The organism is Paraburkholderia sp. BL21I4N1, assembly GCF_002973525.1.
GTDB lineage: Bacteria > Pseudomonadota > Gammaproteobacteria > Burkholderiales > Burkholderiaceae > Paraburkholderia.
Genome location: NZ_PVEN01000001.1, coordinates 1,097,972 through 1,121,151, shown reverse-complemented (window position 1 = coordinate 1,121,151; position 23,180 = coordinate 1,097,972). Strand labels below are relative to the sequence as shown.

The 23,180-nt window shown below is 61.3% G+C and carries 21 protein-coding genes; 12 read left to right on the top strand and 9 right to left on the bottom strand.

The window, feature by feature from the left end; genetic code table 11:
• The first annotated feature begins 165 nt into the window (after positions 1-165).
• The 4 genes from B0G83_RS04900 to B0G83_RS04885 are packed head-to-tail and all read left to right on the top strand — an operon-like array spanning position 166 to position 6,977.
• Complete coding sequence (locus B0G83_RS04900) at positions 166-3,612, top strand: molybdopterin-dependent oxidoreductase (protein ID WP_105506254.1); 3,447 nt, start codon at positions 166-168, stop codon at positions 3,610-3,612.
• 23 nt (positions 3,613-3,635) lie between these two features.
• A complete protein-coding gene (locus B0G83_RS04895) occupies positions 3,636-4,571 on the top strand; it encodes an ornithine cyclodeaminase family protein (RefSeq protein WP_105506253.1) in 936 nt (311 codons plus the stop codon).
• Positions 4,572-4,596: 25 nt separating this feature from the next.
• The gene (locus B0G83_RS04890) at positions 4,597-6,048 is read left to right on the top strand and encodes a short-chain fatty acid transporter (protein ID WP_105506252.1); all 1,452 of its coding nucleotides are present in this window, start codon (positions 4,597-4,599) and stop codon (positions 6,046-6,048) included.
• On the top strand, positions 6,048-6,977 hold the full coding sequence (locus B0G83_RS04885; protein WP_105506251.1) for a LysR substrate-binding domain-containing protein: 930 nt from the start codon (positions 6,048-6,050) through the stop codon (positions 6,975-6,977). The genes B0G83_RS04890 and B0G83_RS04885 overlap by 1 nt, the downstream gene beginning before the upstream one ends.
• Here B0G83_RS04885 and B0G83_RS04880 read toward each other — a convergent pair.
• The 4 genes from B0G83_RS04880 to B0G83_RS04865 form a co-directional block, all read right to left on the bottom strand.
• Positions 6,953-7,795 (bottom strand): M24 family metallopeptidase, encoded by an 843-nt coding sequence (locus tag B0G83_RS04880; RefSeq protein WP_105506250.1) that lies wholly within the window; start codon positions 7,793-7,795, stop codon positions 6,953-6,955. The two genes, B0G83_RS04885 and B0G83_RS04880, sit on opposite strands and share 25 nt — an antisense overlap.
• Positions 7,796-8,166: 371 nt before the next feature.
• Entirely contained in the window at positions 8,167-8,859 is a 693-nt protein-coding gene (locus B0G83_RS04875) for a hypothetical protein (RefSeq protein WP_258167695.1), read from the bottom strand.
• A gap of 24 nt (positions 8,860-8,883) precedes the next feature.
• Positions 8,884-9,567: a TlpA disulfide reductase family protein gene (locus B0G83_RS04870; protein WP_219849000.1), complete on the bottom strand. Its 684-nt coding sequence runs from the start codon at positions 9,565-9,567 to the stop codon at positions 8,884-8,886.
• Positions 9,568-9,695: 128 nt separating this feature from the next.
• On the bottom strand, positions 9,696-11,090 hold the full coding sequence (locus B0G83_RS04865; RefSeq protein ID WP_105506247.1) for an FAD-dependent oxidoreductase: 1,395 nt from the start codon (positions 11,088-11,090) through the stop codon (positions 9,696-9,698).
• Positions 11,091-11,443: 353 nt separating this feature from the next.
• Here B0G83_RS04865 and B0G83_RS04860 point away from each other — a divergent pair, with 353 nt between their 5' ends.
• Positions 11,444-11,863 carry a DUF302 domain-containing protein gene (locus B0G83_RS04860; protein ID WP_105506246.1) on the top strand — a complete coding sequence of 140 codons (420 nt, stop codon included), beginning with the start codon at positions 11,444-11,446 and terminating at the stop codon, positions 11,861-11,863.
• 201 nt (positions 11,864-12,064) lie between these two features.
• Positions 12,065-13,048, top strand: coding sequence for a LysR family transcriptional regulator (locus B0G83_RS04855; RefSeq protein WP_105506245.1), 984 nt, complete (start codon positions 12,065-12,067; stop codon positions 13,046-13,048).
• Between the two features lie 77 nt (positions 13,049-13,125).
• Here the strand turns inward: B0G83_RS04855 and B0G83_RS04850 are convergent, their stop codons facing one another.
• The 4 genes from B0G83_RS04850 to cynS all read right to left on the bottom strand — a co-directional run bounded on the left by B0G83_RS04850 (position 13,126) and on the right by cynS (position 17,669).
• Positions 13,126-14,130 carry a hypothetical protein gene (locus B0G83_RS04850; RefSeq protein WP_105506244.1) on the bottom strand — a complete coding sequence of 335 codons (1,005 nt, stop codon included), beginning with the start codon at positions 14,128-14,130 and terminating at the stop codon, positions 13,126-13,128.
• Positions 14,131-14,683: 553 nt separating this feature from the next.
• Entirely contained in the window at positions 14,684-16,129 is a 1,446-nt protein-coding gene (locus B0G83_RS04845; RefSeq protein ID WP_105506243.1) for a catalase, read from the bottom strand.
• Between the two features lie 78 nt (positions 16,130-16,207).
• Positions 16,208-16,909 (bottom strand): HD domain-containing protein, encoded by a 702-nt coding sequence (locus tag B0G83_RS04840; protein WP_105506242.1) that lies wholly within the window; start codon positions 16,907-16,909, stop codon positions 16,208-16,210.
• A gap of 289 nt (positions 16,910-17,198) precedes the next feature.
• Positions 17,199-17,669, bottom strand: coding sequence for a cyanase (cynS, locus tag B0G83_RS04835; RefSeq protein WP_105506241.1), 471 nt, complete (start codon positions 17,667-17,669; stop codon positions 17,199-17,201).
• Positions 17,670-17,998: 329 nt separating this feature from the next.
• Here cynS and B0G83_RS04830 point away from each other — a divergent pair, with 329 nt between their 5' ends.
• From B0G83_RS04830 to B0G83_RS04805, 6 genes are all read left to right on the top strand, one after another.
• Positions 17,999-18,331: a DUF2282 domain-containing protein gene (locus B0G83_RS04830; protein ID WP_105506240.1), complete on the top strand. Its 333-nt coding sequence runs from the start codon at positions 17,999-18,001 to the stop codon at positions 18,329-18,331.
• Positions 18,332-18,396: 65 nt separating this feature from the next.
• Positions 18,397-19,338, top strand: coding sequence for a DUF692 family multinuclear iron-containing protein (locus B0G83_RS04825; RefSeq protein ID WP_105506239.1), 942 nt, complete (start codon positions 18,397-18,399; stop codon positions 19,336-19,338).
• Positions 19,335-20,312: a hypothetical protein gene (locus B0G83_RS04820; protein WP_105506238.1), complete on the top strand. Its 978-nt coding sequence runs from the start codon at positions 19,335-19,337 to the stop codon at positions 20,310-20,312. The genes B0G83_RS04825 and B0G83_RS04820 overlap by 4 nt, the downstream gene beginning before the upstream one ends.
• Positions 20,313-20,358: 46 nt before the next feature.
• Positions 20,359-21,201 (top strand): DUF2063 domain-containing protein, encoded by an 843-nt coding sequence (locus tag B0G83_RS04815; RefSeq protein ID WP_258167692.1) that lies wholly within the window; start codon positions 20,359-20,361, stop codon positions 21,199-21,201.
• Positions 21,198-21,698 (top strand): DoxX family protein, encoded by a 501-nt coding sequence (locus tag B0G83_RS04810; RefSeq protein ID WP_105506236.1) that lies wholly within the window; start codon positions 21,198-21,200, stop codon positions 21,696-21,698. Before B0G83_RS04815 ends, B0G83_RS04810 begins: the two co-directional genes overlap by 4 nt.
• A 70-nt stretch (positions 21,699-21,768) precedes the next feature.
• The gene (locus B0G83_RS04805; protein WP_105506235.1) at positions 21,769-22,224 is read left to right on the top strand and encodes a DUF3331 domain-containing protein; all 456 of its coding nucleotides are present in this window, start codon (positions 21,769-21,771) and stop codon (positions 22,222-22,224) included.
• Positions 22,225-22,237: 13 nt separating this feature from the next.
• Here B0G83_RS04805 and B0G83_RS04800 read toward each other — a convergent pair whose 3' ends face one another.
• Complete coding sequence (locus tag B0G83_RS04800) at positions 22,238-23,176, bottom strand: helix-turn-helix domain-containing protein (protein WP_105506234.1); 939 nt, start codon at positions 23,174-23,176, stop codon at positions 22,238-22,240.
• Positions 23,177-23,180: the final 4 nt, after the last annotated feature.

Below are 23,180 nucleotides of genomic sequence, written 5' to 3'. Positions count from 1 at the left end.
AGACCGGGCAATGATGGAACAGCACTGTCTCGAAGACCGAACAGTACATCGGATCGGGCCGCCTGATATTGATTCAATATATATCAAGCTATCAAAAGTATGAATTTGTCATGTTCATTTCGGCTTCCTAGCATGCCGTAATCATGAAGCTGACGAAGCGAGCGAATGGAGACTCAGGAAAAAAAGGGTTATTGCACGCTGTGCCGGTCGCGGTGCGGCACGATCAATGTCGTGCGTGGCGACATGATGATCAAGGTCAAGCCCGACAACACGCATCCGACTGGCCATGCGATGTGTATGAAGGGGAAAGCCGCGCCTGAACTGGTGCATAGTCCGAACCGCGTGCTGTATCCCATGCGGCGCACGCGCCCCAAGGGTTCGGCCGATCCCGGCTGGAAGCGCATCGGTTGGGACGAAGCGCTGTCCGAGATTGCGGAACGCCTTGCGCATTTCAAGCGCGAGAACGGCGCTGAGTCGGTTGCGTTCGGCGTGACCACGCCGAGCGGAACGCCGATGAGCGACAGCATCGACTGGGTCGAGCGATTCGTCTGGTTATATGGAAGTCCGAATATCTGCTACGCGACCGAGATCTGCAACTGGCACAAGGACAGCGCCCATGTCTTTACGTTCGGTTGCGGCATGCCGACAGCGGACTACCAGAACGCCGAGCTCATCATTCTCTGGGGAAACAATCCCGCCAACACCTGGCTGGCCCAGGCCGATGCGATCGCAAAGGGTCGCCGCAACGGGGCAAGGCTGATTGTCGTCGACCCGCGGCCGACAGCGCTCGCACGCGAAGCGGACCTCTGGCTGCGCGTGCGCCCGGGAACGGACGGGGCGCTCGCGATGGCGATCGCGCGACAGATGATCACGATCGGAAACGTCGACGATGCCTTCGTCCGGACATGGACGAACGGCCCGCTGCTGGTGCGTGCCGATACGGGCCGGTTCTTGCGGGAACGGGACATCGACAGGCACGCATCGAACAACCGCTATGCAATCTGGAACCAGACGCTCGATCGGCTGGAACTGGTCGGCGAGGAGGTCGGCACCACGCCGTTCGATCTGTCGATGGCGGGCGCCCGTCACGTCGCGATTGATGATTCGACCGGCTGCCGGACAGAGGTGGAGTGCACACCGGCGTTCGACCTCTATGCGAAGGCGCTCGACGACTTCACACCAGCGCATGCAAGCGCGATTACCGGCATCAGCGCGGACGACATCATGAAGGCCGCCGACATGCTGAGGCCGCACCGCCGTATTGCGTATCACGCGTGGTCTGGCGTTGGCATGCACACCAACGCCACGCAGACGGAGCGCTCCATTGCGACGCTGTATGCGTTGACAGGCGCATTCGACACGCGTGGCTCGAACCGGCAACTGACGAAACAGCCGGCCAACGCGATCAGCAGCTACGCGATGCTGAATCCGCAGCAGCGTGCGAAAGCACTCGGCCTCGACGAGCGCCCGCTCGGGCCACCTTCGCAGGGTTGGGTGACAGCGCGCGATGTCTATCGGGCGATCCTCGACGGCGAACCCTATCGGATCCGCGCGCTATTCGCATTCGGCACCAACATGGCGATGTCCCAGGCGGATGGCGGCATCGCCCACGATGCGCTCCGCGCACTCGACTTCCACGTTCACTGCGACCTCTTCGAAACGCCATCGTCGAGCTATGCGGACATCCTGCTGCCCGTGAATACGCCGTGGGAGCGTGAGGGATTGCGGCTCGGCTTCGAGATCAACGAGCGTGCGGTCGAACGGATCCAGCTCAGGCAGCGCATGGTGCCGCCGAGGGGAGAAAGTCGCGCGGACTACGACATCGTCCTGGATCTCGCTGTCCGTCTCGGCATGGGCGACGCGTTCTTCGGCGGGAACATCGAGGCGGGATGGAATCACGTGCTCGAACCGCTCGGACTGGACGTCGCGTCGTTGCGTGCCCGTCCGGAAGGTATTGACAGGCCATTAGTCCAGCAAGAGCGGCGCTATGCGTCGCCGACGCCCGACGGCGCATTGGGATTCAACACGGAGACCCTGCGCGTCGAGCTGTATTCCGAGAAGCTGCATCGCCACGGATACCCGCCCGTTCCACACTACGTGCCGCCGCGGCACGGCCAGGACGGAGACGCGAATAATCGCCGCCGGTTCCCTTGCACGCTGACCTCGGTGAAGAACGGGTACTACTGCCACAGCCAGCACCGCGGCCTCCCGAGCCTGCGTCGCCGTGCACCGTATCCGGTCGCTGAACTCAACGACGCGCTGGCGGCGGAACACGGTATTGTCGACGGTGACTGGTTCCTGATCGAAACGACAAACGGCTCGGCGCGTTTCAAGGCGCGTCTCGTGCCGGAGCTCGCGCGCGACGTGATCGTCGCCGAATACGGCTGGTGGCAGGCCTGCGACGAGATCGGCATGGATTCGCTCACCGCCGGAGGTCCAAACAACAGCAATTTCAACCAGCTCGTCTCGGCCGCTGTGCTCGATCCGGTAAGCGGCTCGTCGCCGCTGCGCTCCGTCCGTTGCCGCGTGAGGCGTGATCCGTCGATCGATCCGTCGCGTCGGGCGTGGCAGGGGCTGCGGGAATTCGTCGTGTCCGCCGTACGAATAGAAGCGAGCGGCGTGCGAGCCGTCACGTTCCGGGCCGCGGATGGTGGCGCGCTGCCGGACTACCTGCCCGGTCAGCATGTGACCGTGCATATTCCGGCGCTCGGCGACGGCGGCACCACACGAGCCTATTCCCTGACCGGCGCCGCTCGCGAACACAACCGCCAGACCTACTCCATCGCCGTGCGTCATCAAAAAGGCAACGCTCGCGACGGCGTCGCTTTCGAAGGCACGATGTCCTCGTACATCCACCGCGTTCTCAAGGTCGGCGACTCCGTACTGCTTGGCGCTCCCGCCGGTACGTTCATCGTGCCACCCGCGTTGAGGCAGCCGGTCGTGATGTTTGCGGGCGGCATCGGCATCACGCCATTCGTCTCCTATCTGGAGTCGATCCAGGATCTGGGCGACCAGGCGCCGGAGTCACGACTCTTCTTTGCCAATCTGAACAGCCGGACGCATGCCTTCCGGGAACGCATCGGGACATTGAAACGGCGCTTGCCGAAGCTGGAGGTCGTCGACTGCTACAACCAGCCCGAAGACGAGGCGCTGGGCCACGACTACCAGATGCGTGGCTACCTGACGGCCGACGTGGTCAGCGACGATCTGATCCGGAGGCGCGCCCGGTTCTATCTATGCGGCCCCGAGCCGATGATGCAGGCGATCACGTCAGGGCTGATCGAGCGTGGCGTGCCGCCTTTCGACATCTTCAAGGAAGCATTCCGGTCTCCGTCCCGGCCGGCGGCCGATCCGTCAAAGCGATTCGCTGTGCGGTTCACGAGATCGGATCGCACGGCCACCTGGACACCGAGCGACGGAAGCCTGCTGTCGTTTGCGGAAAACCTCGGGATCGCCATGCCGAGCGGTTGCCGCGTCGGGCAGTGCGAGAGTTGCGCGGTCAGGGTCGTAGCGGGAGAAGTCACGCATCTGAGCGGGCACGGACCGGACGAAGCGGAGATGTGTCTTGCCTGTCAGGCCATTCCAGCCACCGACGTCATCATCGACGCATGAGTTCATTTGAGAAAAGGGCTGACATGAAAATTTTCGACAGCATCGCGACACGCGAGGCACTCGATTTCGAATCACTGATCTCGCGCCTTAGACAAGCCTTCATCGACGGTTGCCATGTGCCGCTACGTCATTCGCACGTGCTCAATACGGGAAGCGAAAACGAGGGCACCGTTCTCGTGATGCCGGCGTGGCAAGACAACGGTTACCTGGGCATCAAGACGGTCAACATCTTTCAGGGCAACGCGCAACGCGGGATGCCCGGACTGCATTCGACCTATGTGCTGTATGACGGAAGAACAGGCGCCCCGCTTGCGCAACTTGACGGAAACGAAATCACGTCGCGCCGCACCGCTGCCGCATCGGCCCTGGCCGCAACGTATCTGGCCCGTCGCGATGCCTCGCGCCTCGTGCTGCTGGGCGCTGGCCGGGTCGGCAGCCTGGTTCCGCTCGCCTACCGCAGCCAGTTGCCGATTGCGAACGTCGAGGTGTGGGATAGAAATCCGCAAGCCGTTGCCGCGCTGGTCGATCGATTGACACGTTTGGGCTTCAATGCGGCGCCCGTCACCCACCTTGAAGCGAGCGTTCGTCGCGCGGACGTCGTGACGTGCGCAACGCTTGCGACGGAACCTGTCGTATTCGGCGAATGGTTGTCTCCGGGCTCGCATCTGGATCTGATCGGCAGCTTCACGCCGCGCATGCGCGAGGCAGACGACGCTTGTTTCCAGCATGCGGAAATTTATGTCGATACGGACGAAGCGCCGCAAAAATCCGGCGACTTGCTCGGCCCGCTGTCTCGCGATGTCATGACGATTGGCAGCCTGAGCAGAACACTGACGGCACTGTGCCGGAGCGAAGTCGAGGGGCGCGTGAACAACAGTCAGCGAACCGTTTTCAAGGCAGTCGGCACCGCACTGGAAGATCTCGCGGCTGCCGTGCAGGTTTACGAAAAATCAAACTGAAGCCGCGGCGCGAAAGGAGATCGAGATGAAAGAGTTGACGGAAATGCGCAAGAGTGACGCGTCAGACGCAGAGCGTGAGGGCCGACTCGAACGAATGGCCGCCAGCGTGGCGCGCTGGTCGGAGAAGTGGTTTCCGGACGCGTATGTTTTCGCGGCCATTGCGGTCGTGATCGTGGCGGCCGGCGCGCTGGCGATCGGCGCGCCGGTCAGGCAGGTCGGCATCGCGTTCGGCGACGGTTTCTGGAGCCTCATCCCGTTCACGATGCAGATGGCGATCGTCGCCATATCGGGTTACGTCGTCGCGGTATCACCGCCCGCGTCGAGACTGATCGACGGGCTCGCGCGCCTGCCGTCGTCCGGGCGTGCGGCAGTGACGTTCGTCGCGCTGATCAGTATCGGCGCATCGTTGTTCAACTGGGCCATCAGCCTGATCTTCAGCGGTCTCCTGGTTCGTGCGCTTGCGCGCCGTACCGAGCTGCGCATGGACTACCGGGCCGCCGGCGCGGCCGCGTATCTGGGCATGGGCGCGACGTGGGCGCTTGGCTTGAGTTCGTCCGCCTCGCAACTGCAGGCGAATCCGGACAGCCTGCCCAAGGCATTGCTGGCCATCTCCGGGGTGATCCCGTTCTCCGAGACGATCTTTCTGCCTCAGTCGATGCTGATGGCCTCGGTGCTGACCGTTGCGTCGCTGCTGATCGCTTATCTGTCCGCACCCAGCGACGCGCGTGCGAAGACCGCGACTGAGCTGGGGATTCAGCTCGACGAAGCCCATGCGACGATCGCGCGACCGACACGCCCGGGAGACTGGCTCGAATACAGCCCGTTCATCACTATCGTCATCGTCTCGATCGGTGCGATCTGGGGTTGGCACGAGCTCACGACGAAAAGCCCGCTGATCGCGATCTCGAATCTGAACACCTACAACTTCCTGTTCCTGATGCTCGGCATGTTACTGAACTGGCGGCCACGGCGATTCCTCAACGCAGTCGCACGTTCGGTGCCGTCGGTTGCAGGCGTACTTATCCAGTTTCCGTTGTACGGCGGCATCGCCTACATCCTGACGAAAGCGTCGGCACCCACCGGATTGCCGCTCTCCGATCACCTCGCGCATTTCTTCGTCGCGCTGTCCTCGCATTCGTCGTTTCCCGCGGTGATGGGTGTGTATTCCGCCGTCCTCGGATTCTTCGTGCCTTCCGGTGGCGGCAAGTGGATCATCGAAGCACCCTACGTGATCGAGGCCGCCAAGCTGCTGCAGGTACACCTGGGCTGGGCGGTGACAATCTACAACGCGGCCGAGGCATTGCCAAACCTGATCAACCCGTTCTGGATGCTGCCGCTCCTGGGCGTGCTCGGGCTGCGCGCACGCGACATTGTCGGGTTCACGTTCACGCAACTGGTGGTGCATCTCCCGCTGGTGATTTTCATGCTTTGGGCCTTTGCGGGTACGCTCACCTACCATCCGCCGGTCATTCCCTGATGAGCGACCGACTTCGCCTCAATCTTTCCGCGCTCCGCGCACTCGAAACCGCCGAACGATGCCGCAGCTTTACCGCGGCCGCCCACGAGCTGAGTCTGACACACAGCGCGATCAGCCATCAGATCCGGCAGATCGAATCGATGCTGGACATCGTATTGTTTACGCGTACACAGTCGCGGATGATTCCAACGTCGACCTGTACACGTCTGGCCGAACGGGTGCGCGAGAGTCTGACCGAGATCGAATGCGCGCTTCTGGAAGCAGGAAAGGCGAACAGGCAACAGCGTCTCGTTCTCAAGGTCAGCGTCATGGCCGACTTTGCGACCGTTTGGCTGATCCCGGAGCTCGAAGCGTTTTATAGCCAGTACCCGCATCTCGATCTCTCCATCGCGGTTCGCAATACTCTCGACATTCCGGAAGGGTACGAATCGGATATCGGCATCTGGCACAAAAGCGTCGATCGAAACGGATTTCAGTCAAGGAAGCTGCTGGAAGACCAGGTGATTGCAGTATGCACGCCCGCGTTTCTGGAAAAACATGGGCCGTTGACCGTCGCGGACCTGGTTCACGTTCCGCTGATGCGTTTCACCGGTCGATCGTGGCAAGAGTTTTTCCACGCCGCTAATCTCGCTGCCGGCGATCCGGAGCACGGCCCTATCTTCGACGATGCGGCATCGCTGCTGCACGCCGCACTCGCGGGACAAGGTGTCGCCATGTTGAGAGAGCGGTTGACCGGTTCTTACCTTCAGCAGGGAAAACTGGTGCAGGTCGGGAGCACGCGAATTCCCTCCAACCTCGCCTACTATCTGTGCTGGCGAGAAGGCCATCCGAAGCAGGAAGCCATCCTGCAATTCGTGGGCTGGCTGGAGGGAATGGTCCGGCAGGCAGACACCACCACCACGCGTTATCCGCGCGGGCGGGCGTCGTAGAACCTGACGTCCTCGCCGTCGCGCAGATCGAGCACTTCGCATCCGGACTCGGTAACCGCGACCACGTGCTCCCAGTAGACGGCAAGCGACCCGTCGGCGGTCTGTGCCGAACGCGTGACGTTGTTCAGGCGGATGCCCTCGCCGGACCCGGCACAGATGAACGGTTCGACCGTGATGACCATGCCTTTCTCCAGCACCCGCCCTTCGTTCACGGAAGTCTCGTAGTACGGTATCAGCCATCCGTCCGCGTGAACCTGGCCGATCGAATGCCCCGTTCCGCTCGGAACGCGCAGCATCGAAAACCCGAACGATTCGACATAGGTCTGGACGCGACGGGCAATCTCCTGCACCTTCGCGCCCGGACGAACCAGGCTGATGCCGAGGCACATGGCCTGGTACCCGACCGCCATTAACAGGCGCGCTTCAGCGCTCGTTTCCTCCCCCACGATCCACATGCGTTGAGTATCGCCGCACCACCCTTCCTTCCTGATGCTCACGTCAACACCGAAAAGATCTCCCTTTTTCAAGGGCAAGTCGTTCGGTTCACCGCTGAAGGCGTTCTCGTTATGCGCGATCGAGATGCAGGCGTACTCGCTCGAATCGTAGCCGGAGAGATCTTCCCGGTCGATTTCCGCGTGGTATTTGTTGACGATCAGGTCATAGGCGATGTCGTTGATCTGACGCGACGTCACGCCGGGTTGAATATGCGGCGTGAGATCCTGCAGGACCTGGGCTGCGATGCGCCCAGCGGCACGCAGCATCGCGATTTCTTCGGGAGTCTTGATTGAGATCTTGTTGTAGTCGATATTGTGGCTCATGTTTCACCATGCACTTTCAGGTTGAACGTATGTCGCAATCCCGAAGCGCCTGACTTCCACCATCACATGCCTTAGACCGAAAACACTGAATGACGGGCAGTCCGAACGCGCGGATCGCAACCTCGCGTCGAGCGAGCAATCAATCGCTTCGACATGGTGAAAGTATTGAATTTCGAGTACCCGACGTCCAACGATAGATTTTCACGACTGATGTGAATGATGTTTGACATGCATCGTTAGGGAGAAAAGCCTCTTATCCGCGATGTCAGCCGACATTGACCACTCCCGGCGTTGCGTCGCTCAATGGTGCTTTGGTCTGGCGGTCTTTCACGAGATCGATCCCAATGAAGAAGCCTGCGCCACGAACATCCTCAATTAGTCTGCAGATCAGGCACCCGCGCAATCAATTGATGATGCGCGGTCTCGCCAATTGCGCCGCGCTCGCTGCCGTGCGTCTCGTTGTCGGAGTGATACACAACGAGCACGGCGTTGGCATGGTTCATCCGAACCGGTGTAATCATGCTGACGCTTGCGAAGCCATTCGAATCGGCGACAAAAGAGTTGCCGCTTCCCTTACCGTCAACCGGCGTGAAACCAGTGGGTTGCTGATCGAAGTGATTTTCGAAGAGGCTGAATTTCCCACCGGGTTTCAGGCCGTGCAACTGTACGGTTACGTCCTCCCGGCCATCCGCGCGCGGCTTCAGGATCACGATACCGCCGGCTGTAAACCATTGCCCAGCTGTCATCCCCAACGGGGTACCTCTGGCCGTATAGAGATCCGTTGCGCTGGCATCGTCAACCTGTGCGTTGCGCACACCCGCAACATGTTCAATCCCCTGCCAATGGCGCTCCGCCCGGGCGTTTTTGTCGTGCACGAAGACCTGCGGGTCCAGAATCGTTGGCGACGTCACTTCGCGGGAAAAATAGGCGGCATGTGTTTCGAACGGCAGAGTGACCGCCGGGATGGTCTGCGCGTGCGCGCAGACCGACAAAAACGAAACGGCACCAATGAGAAGGGAGATAAAGCGCATATTCAATGAAAGAACCCAAGAAATGAACGGCAACGTACAGCCGGATTGAAAAAGCCGTTAATGAACGGCGTCACCCGCCGTTTTCGGGTAGAGCGTCTTAAGCGCCTGCTCGAACGTTGCTCGCGAGAACGGCCCCAGATGCGTTGCCAGCAGTTTGCCGTTCCGGTCGTAAAACAGCGTGGTCGGGAACGCTCTTGCTCCGACTGCGCGCGCAACGGCAAGGTTCGGGTCACGCGCAAGGTTGTGCAGCACAAGCCCGTGCTCCGTCACAAAGTCGGTCACCGCGGCTTCCGGCTCCCCCTGATTGATAAACGCGATGTCCACCTGCGTGAAGTCTCTTTGCGCTTCGGCTAGAACGGGCATTTCAGCTCGACATGGCCCGCACCAGCTCGCCCACAGATTAACGACTAGCGGCTTGCCGTCGTTATGGGCAAGGGGCTGCGGGTTGCCATTCATATCGAGCACCGTTACCGCCGGCAGAAATGCTGCCTGCTCTCCCGTGTCGGCGAAAGCCGTCGCCAAGCCCCAACTCGCGCAACCGGCAAAAACCGCGAGCATCGCGGCGCGGCGCACCTGTCGCCGCTTCGCGAGCAGCACTAGCAGAACCATCGCGCCGGCCACGGCGCCCGGTACCGGGTCGAAGCCCAAGTCGCGGAAATCGAGCATTTTCAGCACATCTCCCCGATAGGCCGGCAGGTATTGCCCGACGAACGCCAGTCGGGACACCAGCAGTCCGGCCACCACGCTATACAGAATGGTCGTTTCCGCCGCAGGGCCGCCATGGGTGGCCTTGCACGCCACCCAAAGAGCAATACCGATGCTCGCCAGAAAGACGAGCGGCGCGACCGGGAACGAATAAGGGCCGAGGTTCATTGCTTGGCGGCGCGTGCCGGAACCTTGCCCAGCAGGATATTCAGGCCTTCGGAGATCAGCGGATGCGCGATGATCGCGTCGCGCACCGCCGTATAAGGCAGCTTGCCGATCATGGCCATCTGCACGGCCGTCACCACGTCGCCGGCGTTCGTGCCCAGCATCGTGAATCCAAGAATCTGGTCCGAATGCTGATCGACCAGAACCTTCATGAAGCCTTTCGTCGCCCCATTCGTGCGGGCGCGCGGCACGACCGCCATCGGAATCTTTGCCACCCGCACCTCGATACCGCCTGCCTTCGCTTCGGTTTCGTTCAGTCCGATGCGGCCTAGTTCGGGTTCGACGAACAGAGCGTAGGGAATGATGCGGTTTTCCGTCGTCATGTTGCCGCCGGCAAGTTGCGACTTCAGCACGCGGTAGTCATCGAACGAGGCGTGTGTGAACATCGGTGTGCCTGCCACTTCGCCGATGGCCCAAGTGTTGGCGGCGGTCGTCGCGAGCCGCTCGTCGACCTTGATGAAGCCACGTTCGTCCGTTTCGACAACGGCTGCATCGAGCGCCAAACTCTTCGTCACGGGCGTGCGTCCCGCCGCGACGAGCACATGCGTACCCGACACCACCTTGCCGCTTTCCAGTTCGATCGTGACGGCATGGCCCGACGTGCCCGTCACCTTTACCGGCCTGGCACCGACCAGAATCTCGATGCCCTCTTCGGCCAGCGCGGCCTGAATTTCCGACGTGACGTCTTCATCCTCGCGCATCGCGACACGGGGAGCTTCCTGAATCAGCGTGACGCTGCTGCCCAAACGCCGGAACGCCTGCGCCATCTCGAGACCGATGTAGCCGCCGCCGATCACGACGAGATGGTCCGGCAGCGAATCCAGTTGCAGTGCTTCGACGTGCGTGAGCGGTTGCGCGTCTTTCAGACCCGGCACGTTGGGAATCGCGGCGGTGGTGCCCGTGTTGATGAAAACGTGCTCGCCCTCGATGATCCGGGCAGCGCCTTCGTTCATCTCGACATGAATCCTGCGCGGGCCGACAAAGCGGCCCGTTCCCAATACCAGGTCGAGGCCTGAACCAAGAAATGCTTTCAGATTGGTATCCACCATGCCACTCACCACCGAGCGCACGTTGCCGAGCACCTTTTTCATATCGGTTTTCGGGCCTTCGGTCACTTCGCTATCGTGCCGATGAGCATTGCGCACATGGGCGATCCGCGCGTTCTGAATCAATGCCTTGGTCGGGATACAGGCTACGTTGATACACGATCCGCCGATCATTCCGCGCTCGATGAGCGCAACCCGCTTTCCGGCTTGAGCCAGGTCCATCGCGAGCGTTTTGCCGCCCTTTCCGCCGCCGAGGAAGACATATTCATAGTGTTCGACATTCGACATCGCCAACTCCAGTTTGGGTTATCGCGCGGTGCGTTTCAACGGGAAGCGCATCGGCTCGGATCTCAGTGACTAAATTCTATGAGTCCAACCGGGGTTTGCCGATGCTCGCGACGCTCGAAAACTAGCTCGATCGTCTCAAGTTCCACCCTGAGCGCGGATGTCGATGGCTTGTCACTCAAGTAACCCCAGGCTATCCATTCGTATCGGTGCGACCCGCTTTCGCGTTTGGGATGACTTGCCGCGTGAGACACTGGACGCTCGTCTGCGTTCTATCGCCGGGACGAGTCGATACCGGGTGACGCGGCCTTCGTCGTCCGCACGGCGTTTTTCTTTACTTTTGGGAGCTACCGGTCATGACCCGTTCCGCCTCTGAATCGTTCGCACTTCCGCCCCACGTGATCAGCTTGCCGAGCAGCACGGATTTTTCGACCACGGTGGCTCGTATCGAAGCCGCATTAGCGAGCCGCCATATCACTCTTTTCGCCAAGGTGGACCAGGCGCAGGCGGCGGCGGAGTCTGGCGCCGTTCTTCGGCCGACGGTTTTGCTGCTGTTCGGCAACCCCGCGGCAGGTACACCGATCATGGCGGCGAACCCGCATGCGGCGGTTGAATTGCCGCTGAAAGCCGTGGTGTGGGAGGACAGCGAAGCACGTGTCTACGTTGATTACCTCGACGTGATCAAGGTCCTGACCAATGGCTATGGACTCGATCCTGCCTCGTTCGAGAAGCTCGAGAAAATTCCCGACATGCTGCGCGGCGCGATTACAGCCTGAAGAGGCAAATGCCCCGTGTGCATTGCGGGGCATATCGCCTTACCCCTCCCGTCCCTGCGTGACACGTTGCTACGACATACGTTCGTCTAGGGTCGCCTGTCCAAAGACGGCACGCGGATAGTCGTTCGTAGAATGGGACTGCGGTGCGTCCTCACCTAATCTTGTCATTAACATTCCAACGTTACGACAGGGAGAAATGAAATGCACACGATCAAATGTCTTGAGTTATTTAAGGCAGTCGCAGAACATAAAAGTTTTTCGAGGGTCGCCGCTGCAAACAACATTGCTCCAAGTGCGGTGACACGGGCCATTCAGGAACTCGAAACGGAATTGGGCGTCAGGTTGTTTCACAGAACAACGCGCGAACTTTCGGTAACGGACGTCGGTATGTCGGTCTACAACCGGGCGGTCTCGTTGCTCGACAACTATTCGGAAATCAAAGGCATCAGCGAAGCATGCTCCGGTACGATGAGCGGAACGGTGCGGGTGGCGATACAAAGGCTTCTTGGATTTGACTCCCTGTCTGCAACGCTGGATCAATACATGCGCTCCCACGATAACGTGACGGTGAGCGTCGATTTTTTCGACGCCGGAGATGACCCTCTCTCCTGCGGAGCAGACGTAGCCATCTCGTTGCAGAGTGAAGTTCGTGACGTCTACATTGCCAAACAGATTGATTCCTTGGGCATGTCGCTCTACGGCGGCAAGCGGTTTCTGGCGGAGACCAAGGCGTTATTCCCTTCCGACCTTCTTCCGCAACAGCGCATGTCACCCGGCGGAAGCGCCTGGGATTTAATAGCCCGTGGATCGGAAAGGCACCTCGTGCTTCCTTGCGACTCCCGTTTTCGCTCAGCGAGCCCGCAAGCCATTGCATCGGCTGCGGTACAAGGTTTTGGGGTTGCCTTGCTTTCGTCCGCGATAGCGAATCCTCACGTGAAAGCCGGTGAACTTTTCCCCGTTTTTGAAGCGTGGAGATCGCTACCGGCGCCGGTTTCAATCAGCTATCGTTCTCGTCAGTTCGTTCCTGAGCGGGTGCGCGGCCTGATTTCTTACATCAGTGCCACCATGGGTCTTCGTAATCGTAGTGACCTGTCACTATCCGTCCGTAACCTTATTCAATCCGCCCAGATTGAGCATGCGGATGAGCTTCTTCAAACCGGCGAACTTGAAATGTGTGGCCAGTAGGGAACGCGAGTCTAGCGATTACTCCCGGCAACATACGTTCGCTGCTGTCGTTCATCCGGCGTTAATCGCTTCTCCGCCTACACCGACTGTATCGTCCCAAACGAACGTCCAGCGCTCCCTGAACGCAGCGACGACGACTCGGACGGCAGCGCCGGCACCACGCGGGGCGACGGATTCGACGCCGTGCGTGCCGACCCGTAAGCAAACGCCGCGCCCGCCATCCACGATAGCGAGGACGCCGTGCCGTACCAGGCCGCACTCGTCGTATCGTTCTCCGACGACGCACGGACGGACGCCGCCGACAACCCGGCCGCCGCGAGATTCGCTACGCCGCTCGCAATCTGCAGCCCGCGACTCACTCTGCCGCGCGTACCGTCGAGCGCGGCGTGCGCCATGCTCGTGATCGCGCTCAAGCCCCATGCCGCCGACGACGCGTAACCGAGATTGGTCTGCGTGCTGTCCGTATTGAACACGGACGCGGTGCTCAACGCCCCCGCGCTGAAGTTCATGAAGTTGCCGAACGATGCCAGTCGGCTGGAGGGTTGCGTGTTGCCCGCTTCCGACATCCCGGCGGCACCGCCCCATAACACCCCGCTTACGGCACCGCTTGCTGTCGATGCGACGGAACCCGGTACGACTCTCGACGCCACCAGCGACGCCCCCGCCGCCAGACCATCGACCAGCGGCGCGAATTGACCTACCTTTTGCCGTGTGGATTGGGGACTCGCATGCTGTTGCGCCACCTGTTGTACCGCTTGTTGGCCACCCGGCTGCGCAGGCGGATGAAGCGGTTGCGGCGGCGCCATGTCGATCACGGCATGGTCGGGACGCTGCGCGGGAGCCTCGCTGCCCGACGGCCGAGGCAGCATCGGCGACAGCACCGGCGAGCTCGAGCCGCTGGACGGATTGTGATGCATCGGTGTCAGCCCCGCCCCATTCGAGCGGTTCGACGGCGGAGAACGCATCGGCGACAGCGTCGCCGCACTATTCTGCAATCTGTCGACGGGCGGCGTGGCGGCACGCCCAGGGCTGCCATGCGGCGGCGGGGTCATCGGCGACAGCACCGGGCTGCTGGAGTGCATACCGATCGGGAGCGGCGCGCTCCGAGACCGTGGCCTGTCGCTGCCGACCGCTCCGTGCCCGGGGTCGTAGCGGGGCGTCGGCGGATGGAAGACCGGATCGCTATTTGCGTTGAGCGGCTTCGGGCCTTTACTTCCGTTGCCATCGGATTGCCGCATGAGATTGTCCTGGCGTCAGGTGGGTGGGCGCGAGAAGAAGGCGAACAGACCCAACTGATCGAATGCTTCTCTCCCCCTCCCTCACACAAGCTTCGTGCCAGTTGACCTCCAATGTGGCGCGCGCCTTGCGCCACGAGACCGACGCCGTAATCCGGCGGTGTTCGCGCGCCGTGCAATGGGCACGATTTCACCCAGGCCAGCGCTTGCCCCGAGGGCAAGACCATTCGTCCGTCACCTGTGCATCCCTGCCGTGCCGAGGTTGGTTCGTCGGGCGCGAGATGGGAAAAAATCGCCCCCTCTGGGTCGAATCGAACCCTGCCGTCATGAGCGACGAATCCCCTTCCCGCGCCCGGCTATTCCAGGTGAACGAGGGAGAAACGAATCTCCCTCGCCGTGCTCACTCCCGTTCAAGCGCCTCGATCGCTCTCGCAACACCCGTACCATAAGCAGGATCGGCCTGAGCGCAGTGCTCGATATGCAACTGCTGGACCGGCTTCGAAACACCGTTCAGCGCGCGCGCCGTGTTCTCGAACAAGGTCTGCTGCTGCGCGGCCGTCATCTTGCGGAACAGTGCGCCCGGCTGTGAATAGTAGTCGTCGTCGACGCGATGATTCCAGTGATCGGCCGTGCCTTCTATCGACAAAGGCGGCTCCCGATAATCGGGCTGCTCCTGCCATTCACCCCGCGTATTCGGCTCATACGGTGTGGCGCCTCCCGTATTCGCATCGACCCGCAACAGCCCGTCGCGATGATAACTATGCACGTATTTCGCACCACGCGGCGCATTCACCGGTACCTGGTGATAGTTGACACTCAACCGGTAACGTTGCGCGTCGCCGTACGAAAACAGCCGTCCTTGCAACATCTTGTCGGGCGAAAAGCTGATACCTGGCACCACGTTGGCGGGCGCGAACGCGGCCTGCTCGACATCGGCGAAATGGTTGTCGGGATTGCGGTTCAACTCCATCACGCCGACTTCGATCAGCGGATAGTCGCGCTTTGGCCAGACCTTGGTCAGATCGAACGGATTGATCGGATAACTGCCCGCTTCTTTCTCCGGCATGATTTGTACAAACAGCGTCCAGCGCGGAAACTCGCGCCGTTCGATCGCTTCGTACAGGTCGCGATGATGCGTTTCGCGATCACGGCCCACCAGCGTTTCGGCTTGCGCGTCCGTCAGGTTTTCAATGCCCTGCTGCGAGCGGAAATGGAACTTCACCCAGTAGCGTTCGTGCGCGGCGCTGATGAAACTGAACGTGTGGCTGCCGAACCCATGCATATGGCGGAACGTCTTCGGAATACCGCGCTCGCTCATTACGATCGTGACCTGATGCAACGCTTCCGGCAGTTGCGTCCAGAAATCCCAGTTGCTCTCCGCGCTACGCAAACCCGTGCGCGGGTCACGCTTGATTGCGTGATTCAGGTCCGGGAACTTCAATGGGTCGCGCAGGAAGAACACCGGTGTGTTGTTGCCCACCAGATCCCAGTTACCCTCTTCGGTATAGAACTTCAACGCGAAGCCACGAATGTCGCGCTCCGCGTCGGCCGCGCCACGCTCGCCCGCCACGGTTGAAAAGCGCGCGAACATTTCCGTCTTCTTGCCGACTTCGGAGAAGATCGCGGCCCGCGTGTACTTCGTGATGTCGTGCGTGACCGTGAACGTACCGAATGCGCCGGATCCTTTCGCATGCATGCGCCGCTCGGGAATCACTTCACGGTCGAAGTGAGCGAGCTTCTCGATAAGCCACACGTCTTCGAGCAGCGCCGGACCGCGCGGACCGGCGGTGCGAATATTCTGGTTATCGACGACGGGTGCGCCGAAGGCGGTAGTGAGCTTTTTCATCGGAGATCCTGTATCAACCCGAAATGACAGGCATGGTCATGACCGCTAGGGCATGCCCGGATGCCGGCGTCGGCTGGCTTACGCCGTTGCGCCGCCGGTGCATGCGCAGCCGGCATGATGCGCGTGGTCGGCTTTGCTGTCGTCCCACGCCGAGCCGAGAATGATCTGGCAGAAGTTCAGACGCTTGTACGACGGATCGCGAAGCTCGAGTACGTCGGCCTTGACGTTACCGAACGTCGTCTCGGGCTTCTTGATCGTGCCTTGCGCGAATGCGTCGATAATGCCGTTCTTGAAGGTCTTTTCGCGCGGGTGTGCCGCCACGACCGCGTTGCGCTGCTCGTCGCTGAATTCGTTGTAGCTCAGTCCCAGCACGTCCATCTCGACCCCGGCGGTCACGAGCGCGACAACCGGCTTCATGTGTTCGGGAACGCCCGGCGTCGTATGCAGCGCGATCGAAGCCCACACCTGGTCGATGTCGTACTCGTTCATGCGGTACTGCGTCATGAAATCGCGCGCGGCATTGGCGCCATCCACTTCGAAGCGAAGGTTCTCGCTGCTATAGGCCGGCATCAGGCCCATGTCGTGGAACATCGCACCGAGGTACAGCAGTTCCGCGTCGTACTTCAGGCCCTTGCGGTTGCCGCTGAGGGCGCCGAACAGGAAGACCCGGCGCGAGTGGTTGTACAGCAGATCGGTTTCGGTATCGCGAACCAGTTCGGTCGCGGCGCGTGCAATGGCGCTGTCGGGGATTTCGATGCCTGCGATGTGGGTGTTAGTCATGTCGGTTCCTTCGCTGATGGGTGGATGGAGGACATACACGCCCTCCCAATGTCCGCCTGGCGCAGTTGCTGGCGTCAAGGCCTCGCGGTGAAACCAGTATTGGCTAACGGCCGCCGGCGGGCAACGAAGTTGGGCCGCTGAAGTCTGCCAACGTGGCCGTGTAAGCTGCCACGCCGCTTTGAGACGGCGAATTGCCAGGCGCAATGGCTCGCCTGGCTGACGCAACTGGTCGACAATGACGACCCGACTTGACCTGCCTCGACCCGCCTCGACTCGACCCGCTATCGGCTCAGAACGGTTTGGTCGGCAGGTACTTGCCGTCGAGCGTAATCACCGCACGCGATCCCCCCTCCGGATCGTCGACCTTCTGGATATCGAGCTTGAAATTGATCGCGCTGATAATGCCGTCGCCGAACTTTTCATGCACGAGCGCCTTGAGCGTCGAGCCGTAGACCTGCACGATTTCATAGAAGCGGTAGATGGTCGGATCGGTCGGCACGCCGCCCGGAATACTGCCGCGCACCGGCACGGTCTGTAACAGGCGTACGGCGTGCTCGTCGAGATCGAGCTTATCGGCGACCACTCTCGCCGCGTCGGCGGGCAGCGGATGCTGGCCGAGCAGCGCGGCCGTGACGAACGCGAGACTCAGGCCCGTACCTTCGTTGATCTCTTCAAACGTCAGATTCTTGCGAATCTTCGCGTCGATGATGACGTCCGTCAGGTTCTGGCGGGAACTCGGGTTGATTTGCGATTGAGTCATGAGCGTTCCTTCGTTTGAAAACACAGGATGGACGCAGCCGGAAAGCGCCGCGTAGGCGTGGCACCGACCTCAGAATACGCCGCGAAAAAACCAGCCGTTGCGTCATGCCGTTCCCGGTTCCGCGCATTGATCGCAATCCCGTACCAAATGGAACAAGACCGTGCAATCTTCCGCCGGCTTCGGGTCCGTATGCTCTCCCTGCAGCGACCCACTATCGCTGGCATTCCGGAACGAGGCCGGGCACGACCGCTGTTCATACCGTACACGCGGCATCGACGTGGTCACCGGGTCTCCAGATCGCTGCTCTCTTTCAACGTTGGAGAAATCGTATGGCCGATTACAAAACCACCACTCTCGTCGTCGGTGCATTCGCCGCCGCCCTCGCCGCCTTGACGGCCACCTCCGCCAGCGCACAGGAATTCACCGCGGCACAGAAGAAGATTCAGGCCGAGCATACGGCGCTCGTGAAGTCGGGCAAGGTCGAGCCCTGCTTCGGCACGGCAATGAAGGGGCAAAACGACTGCTACGCCGGAGCGGGCACCACCTGCGCCGGCACCAGCACGACGGACTATCAGGGCAACGCATTCAAGCTGGTGCCCAAAGGAACCTGCACCGGCATCTCCACACCGAACGGTCCCGGCAGCCTGTCGCCGAAGGCCTGACATCGATCGGCGGCCGGGCGTCGTCAAGCCCGGCCTCGCAGTGCTCACCGCAATAATGGTTCGCCATGCCAGAGTCGCTCTCTCACGATGTCCGACAGAGCCTGCCCCAGCGCGCCGGGGTCGGGCTTAAAGCGCAGCATTACCACACGATCCTCGAATCGAGGCCGGACATCGGTTTTTTCGAGGTGCATGCGGAAAACTATATGGGCGCCGGTGGGCCGCCGCATCGCTTTCTGTCCGCCATACGCGAGCATTACCCCTTATCGCTTCACGGCGTCGGCCTGTCGATCGGCGCGGACCGTTCGCTCGACCCGGAGCATCTCCATCGGTTGAAACGACTCATTGCACGCTATACGCCGGCGCTGTTTTCCGAACACCTGGCCTGGTCCAGTCACGATTGCGGCTTTCTCAACGATCTGCTGCCGGTTCCCTACACCGCGCGGAGCCTCGCGCGCGTGGCGGACCACATCGACCGGATTCAAGAGGTGCTCGGCCGGCAGATGCTGCTGGAAAACCCGTCGACGTACCTCGCCTTCGAGGAAAGCACGTACCCGGAGACCGATTTCATCGCCGCCGTCGCGCAGCGCACCGGCTGCGGCCTGCTGCTCGACGTCAACAACGTGTACGTCGCCTCGATCAACCAGCAGTGGGACCCGTTTGCCTATATCGATCGCTATCCGCTCGCGGCCGTGCAACAGATTCATCTGGCCGGTCACACCTGCGAGGCGGATGATAAGAACCGCCCGCTGCTTATCGATACGCACGACCGTCGCGTCGCGGACATCGTGTGGGATCTCTTCGCGCAGGTAATCCGCCAAACCGGTCCCCTTCCCACCTTGATCGAATGGGACGCGAACCTGCCCGACTGGCCGACGCTCGAGGCGCAAGCGAGGCGTGCCGACAGCGTCGTTCAGGCTGCCATGCAACCGGTCGGCATCGACCATGTAATTAGCCGTCCGTCACTCATCGCCATGCGTCACCCGCGCACAGAGGTGCAAATACCATGATCAAGCGACAAGTCCTTGTTTATTACGCGTGGAGCCGGCCAGGCGAGAACGGTGCGCCGCTCCATATAATCGACGACCGCTTTCCGGCGCTCTTCGAAAGTCGCAGGATGGGTTTCCCGAGATTTCACGAATTCTCCGATCCGCGCGAGTTCGATCAGAGCATCAACGGCTTCCTCGACCACATCATGAAGCGCAACTTCACCGCCTTTGTCGAACTGGCGACGGCGTTGACGGGCCAGAGCGTCACGGAGATCGAACGCGTGGCGGACGACGGCACTCTCACGCCACTCGACGCGCGTCTTCTCGACGGCGTCGACACGCTGATCGTCATCAGTTTCGACTCGCTGCGTACCGCTCAAACGGCGGGCAGCGAAGAAATCGACGCGTTGCGCGCCTTCCTCGGACAAGCCGACCATCTCGCCTTCATCTGCCCGCACCACGATATCGGCGACGTCACGGGGCTGCCGGAAAACGAGCTACTGGAGCGTCAGATCGCCGAATTCCATCATCACGGCGACAAGACAATTCCGCCCCGGCAGCGGTTCGGGGGCTTCGCGCGTTCGGTGCTCGCCGCCCTTGGCGTACCGGTGGAAAATCGCTTCGGACTCAGGCCGTCGGCCGCAGCGGATGGAACGCCAACGCCGATTGAAGCGGATACGGCACTCGATCGATTGGGCTTGCTGCAGAGAGTCCGCACGTTTAATCTTCATGCGCATTTGCCTCAGCTTGAACGACTCGGCGAGGCCGTCGAAAAACTCGATGTGCTGGTTCGACAGCGAATCGACCTCAGCGCGCCGCCGCATCCGTTCACCGATGAACGCGCGACATTCGACGCCCTCCTGCAATCGCGACCGGACACGTTCGCGGGCAGCCTGCTCGTTAGCGATACCACGCTCTGGAGTTCAACGGCCGGCGGGGTCGACAGTCTTCGCGAGCTGTGGACGAATGTGGTCCAACGGCCGCTACGGACTTGAGCGCGTAATGGCACACTCCCATCGGCATCAAGGGTCCGCAAGCTCGTTGAGTGGCGAAATCGACGTCCGCTCAAGTCTGCGTCCCGATGACTTATACGACCGGCAGAGGCACTTTGCCGCCGCGCTACTGGATCCGGATAGCCCAGTTCCTGCCGGCCTGCTCGGCCCCGACCGCGAACCCAGCGAAAAGCGCTTTAACGTCTACCGGAACAATGTCGTGGTTGGCCTCGTCGAGACGTTGAGGGCGGCGTATCCCGCCGTATGCCGTCTTGTCGGCGACGAATTCTTCGCGGCGATGGCGCGCGTCTACGTTGCACTCGAACCGCCGAGGTCGCCCATCATGCTCGACTACGGCGAAACTTTCGCGGCGTTCATCGACAAATTCGAGCCCGCGAACAGCGTGCCGTATCTGGCCGATGTCGCCCGACTCGAACGCGCGTGGGTGGAGGCGTATCACAGCGCGGAGGCGCTGCCGATCGACCCGGCTCGACTCGCCACGATCGATTCGCAAAGCCTGCCCCGGGTCTGCTTTGCGCTGCATCCTTCGATACGCGTCGTACGGTCCACGTTTCCCGCCGTGCGGATATGGCAGACAAACGTGGGCGGCGGTGAGCCTGTCGCTATCGACCTGACCAGTGGCGGCGAGCATGCCCTTGTGGTTCGTCCGCTTGCCGAAGTCGAGGTTCGCCAAATCCCTGCCAGCGCAGCGACATTTATTTTGAGCGTTGCGGCCCACGCACCCATCGCCGATGCGGCGACGCTTGCTCTCGAAGAAGACGCCGATTTCGATCTGACCGGCACGCTTCGCGATCTGTTCGCGGTCAATACGATCGTCGGATGGAGCCTGCGAGAGGCCACCCTGTTTAGCCCCACTGCGAGGGTCGCATGAATCAGATGACTGCGCGGACAAAGGGCCGCTTCGAACTGCGGGTTCGCGCGGCGTTGGAGCACATCGAGGCGCTCGGGTGCAGTCTCGCTCCGCCTGTCTTGCGAATTGCTCTCGCGCTGCCGTTCTTTCGATCCGGTCTGACGCGATGGGATGGCCTGCTGTCCATTTCGCCCGCCACGCTGTTCCTGTTCGAGAATCAATTCAAAGTACACGTGTTCGGCGGCGCCTATGGCTTCCCGGCGCCCGACACGGTCGCGCTTCTGGTTGCCGTGGCGGAAATAAGCCTGCCGATTCTGCTCGTGCTCGGATTTGCGACCCGATTCGCGGCGCTGGCTCTATTGGTCATGACGGGCGTGATCCAACTGGTCTTCCCCGATGGCTGGGCGAATTTTCATCTCTATTGGGCGTCGCTCGCCGTTGCGATCATGGCGCTCGGTGCGGGGCCTGTGTCGGTGGATCGCCTGATAAGTCGCCGGTTCCATTCACGGGATCTCTGACGATCGCATCCATGCCATTGCGCCGGTCGATCCGCACGACTCGCGTTCAGATTCTTTCCAGAGAAAAGCAATGGACCACTCCGAGATAGCCGATGCATGGAAGTACTCGCTCGACCTGCTCACGCAGATGCAGTTGCCGAAGCCACGCTGCGGTTCCCGCTCCGGTTCCGGCACGAACGCATACGATTGTTGCAAGCGCACCGATCTCGCCACTCGTGGCAAGCGACGCGTTCGCGTGGTCCGCGAGCGAGCCGTCCATCTGCATATCGTGGAAAAATATTCGAGCTCGGCGATCGCCGTCTGCTGGCGCGACGCGACCTCCGGGTGTTATGGCGAGCAATTGTGGAAAGCCGTCACGGCACGGGCGGGGGCGACCTGTGCGCTAAGTGGCTTGCGGATTCGTCGCGGCGACGCGGTGTTTCGACCTTGGGCACGCGGCTACAAACCGGGCAATGGCGACTCGATGATTCTCGCTTCGGCCGTCGAGCACACCACTCAGGAGGCGTGTGATTGCGTCGCCGTGTAAGCAGGATCCGACGTTATTCGTGCGTGCCTTTCATTGCACGCCGTTTGCCGTTTTCCCGCGCGAACGCGGCCGGCGTACAGCCCACGTGCCGGTGAAAACGCCGCGTAAAGTGACTCTGATCCGCAAACCCGGTCATGAGCGCGATGGCCGAAAGCGGAATGGCCGTTTCCAGAATGAGCGATTGCGCGCGACGAATCCGGCATTGTTCGACAAAGCCGATCGCCGTCATTCCCGTGCTTTGCTTGAACAGACGCGTGAAGTGGAAACGGCTCACGTTCACTATGCCGGCCAGTTCGATGAGTCCAATCGGTCGGTCCAGATTCTCCTCCACATACGCGGTGATCCGAGCCACTTCGACCCGGCTCAACGTGGGCAGAACTTGCGGTACCACCGGCTCGAAAACGTTGTAACTACGCAGCAGATGCGCCGCGAGCGCGAACGACATCTGATCGACAATGAGCGTCTGCGCGGGATGAGCCTTGCGATCCAGTTCGCCGATCAGAATCCGCGCGATGTGTTCGATGATCGGATCTTTCGTTTCGAACACATTCCGGATTTCGATCCGCGACGTGCTGCGGTGCCCGATCTGCCCGGCGGCCGACTCGATCAGCGCGGTCGGAATGCGCAATCTCGCCGTTGCGGATGCACTGCCCTCCCATAACGAATCGTAGCCGGCTGGCATGAGCATTGAAACGCCGGCCGTCACGAGACTTTCGTGGACCGTTCCATCGCGACCCTGAACCAGGCGCGCGCTGCCGGTCGGGCAATAGCAGATCAGGTGATGATCGAGCGAGGGATAGCGCTCGGATACATCGGGGAGCGGAGCGTACAGGTCCACCGTGACGCCTGACCAGTCGCGCTCGCGCGTGGTTGCCGTGGGACGATGAGACAGGACATGCACGATCTCGTCGATAGTGACGGGTTTATCCGCGGTTTGAGAAATCGTTGACATGTCA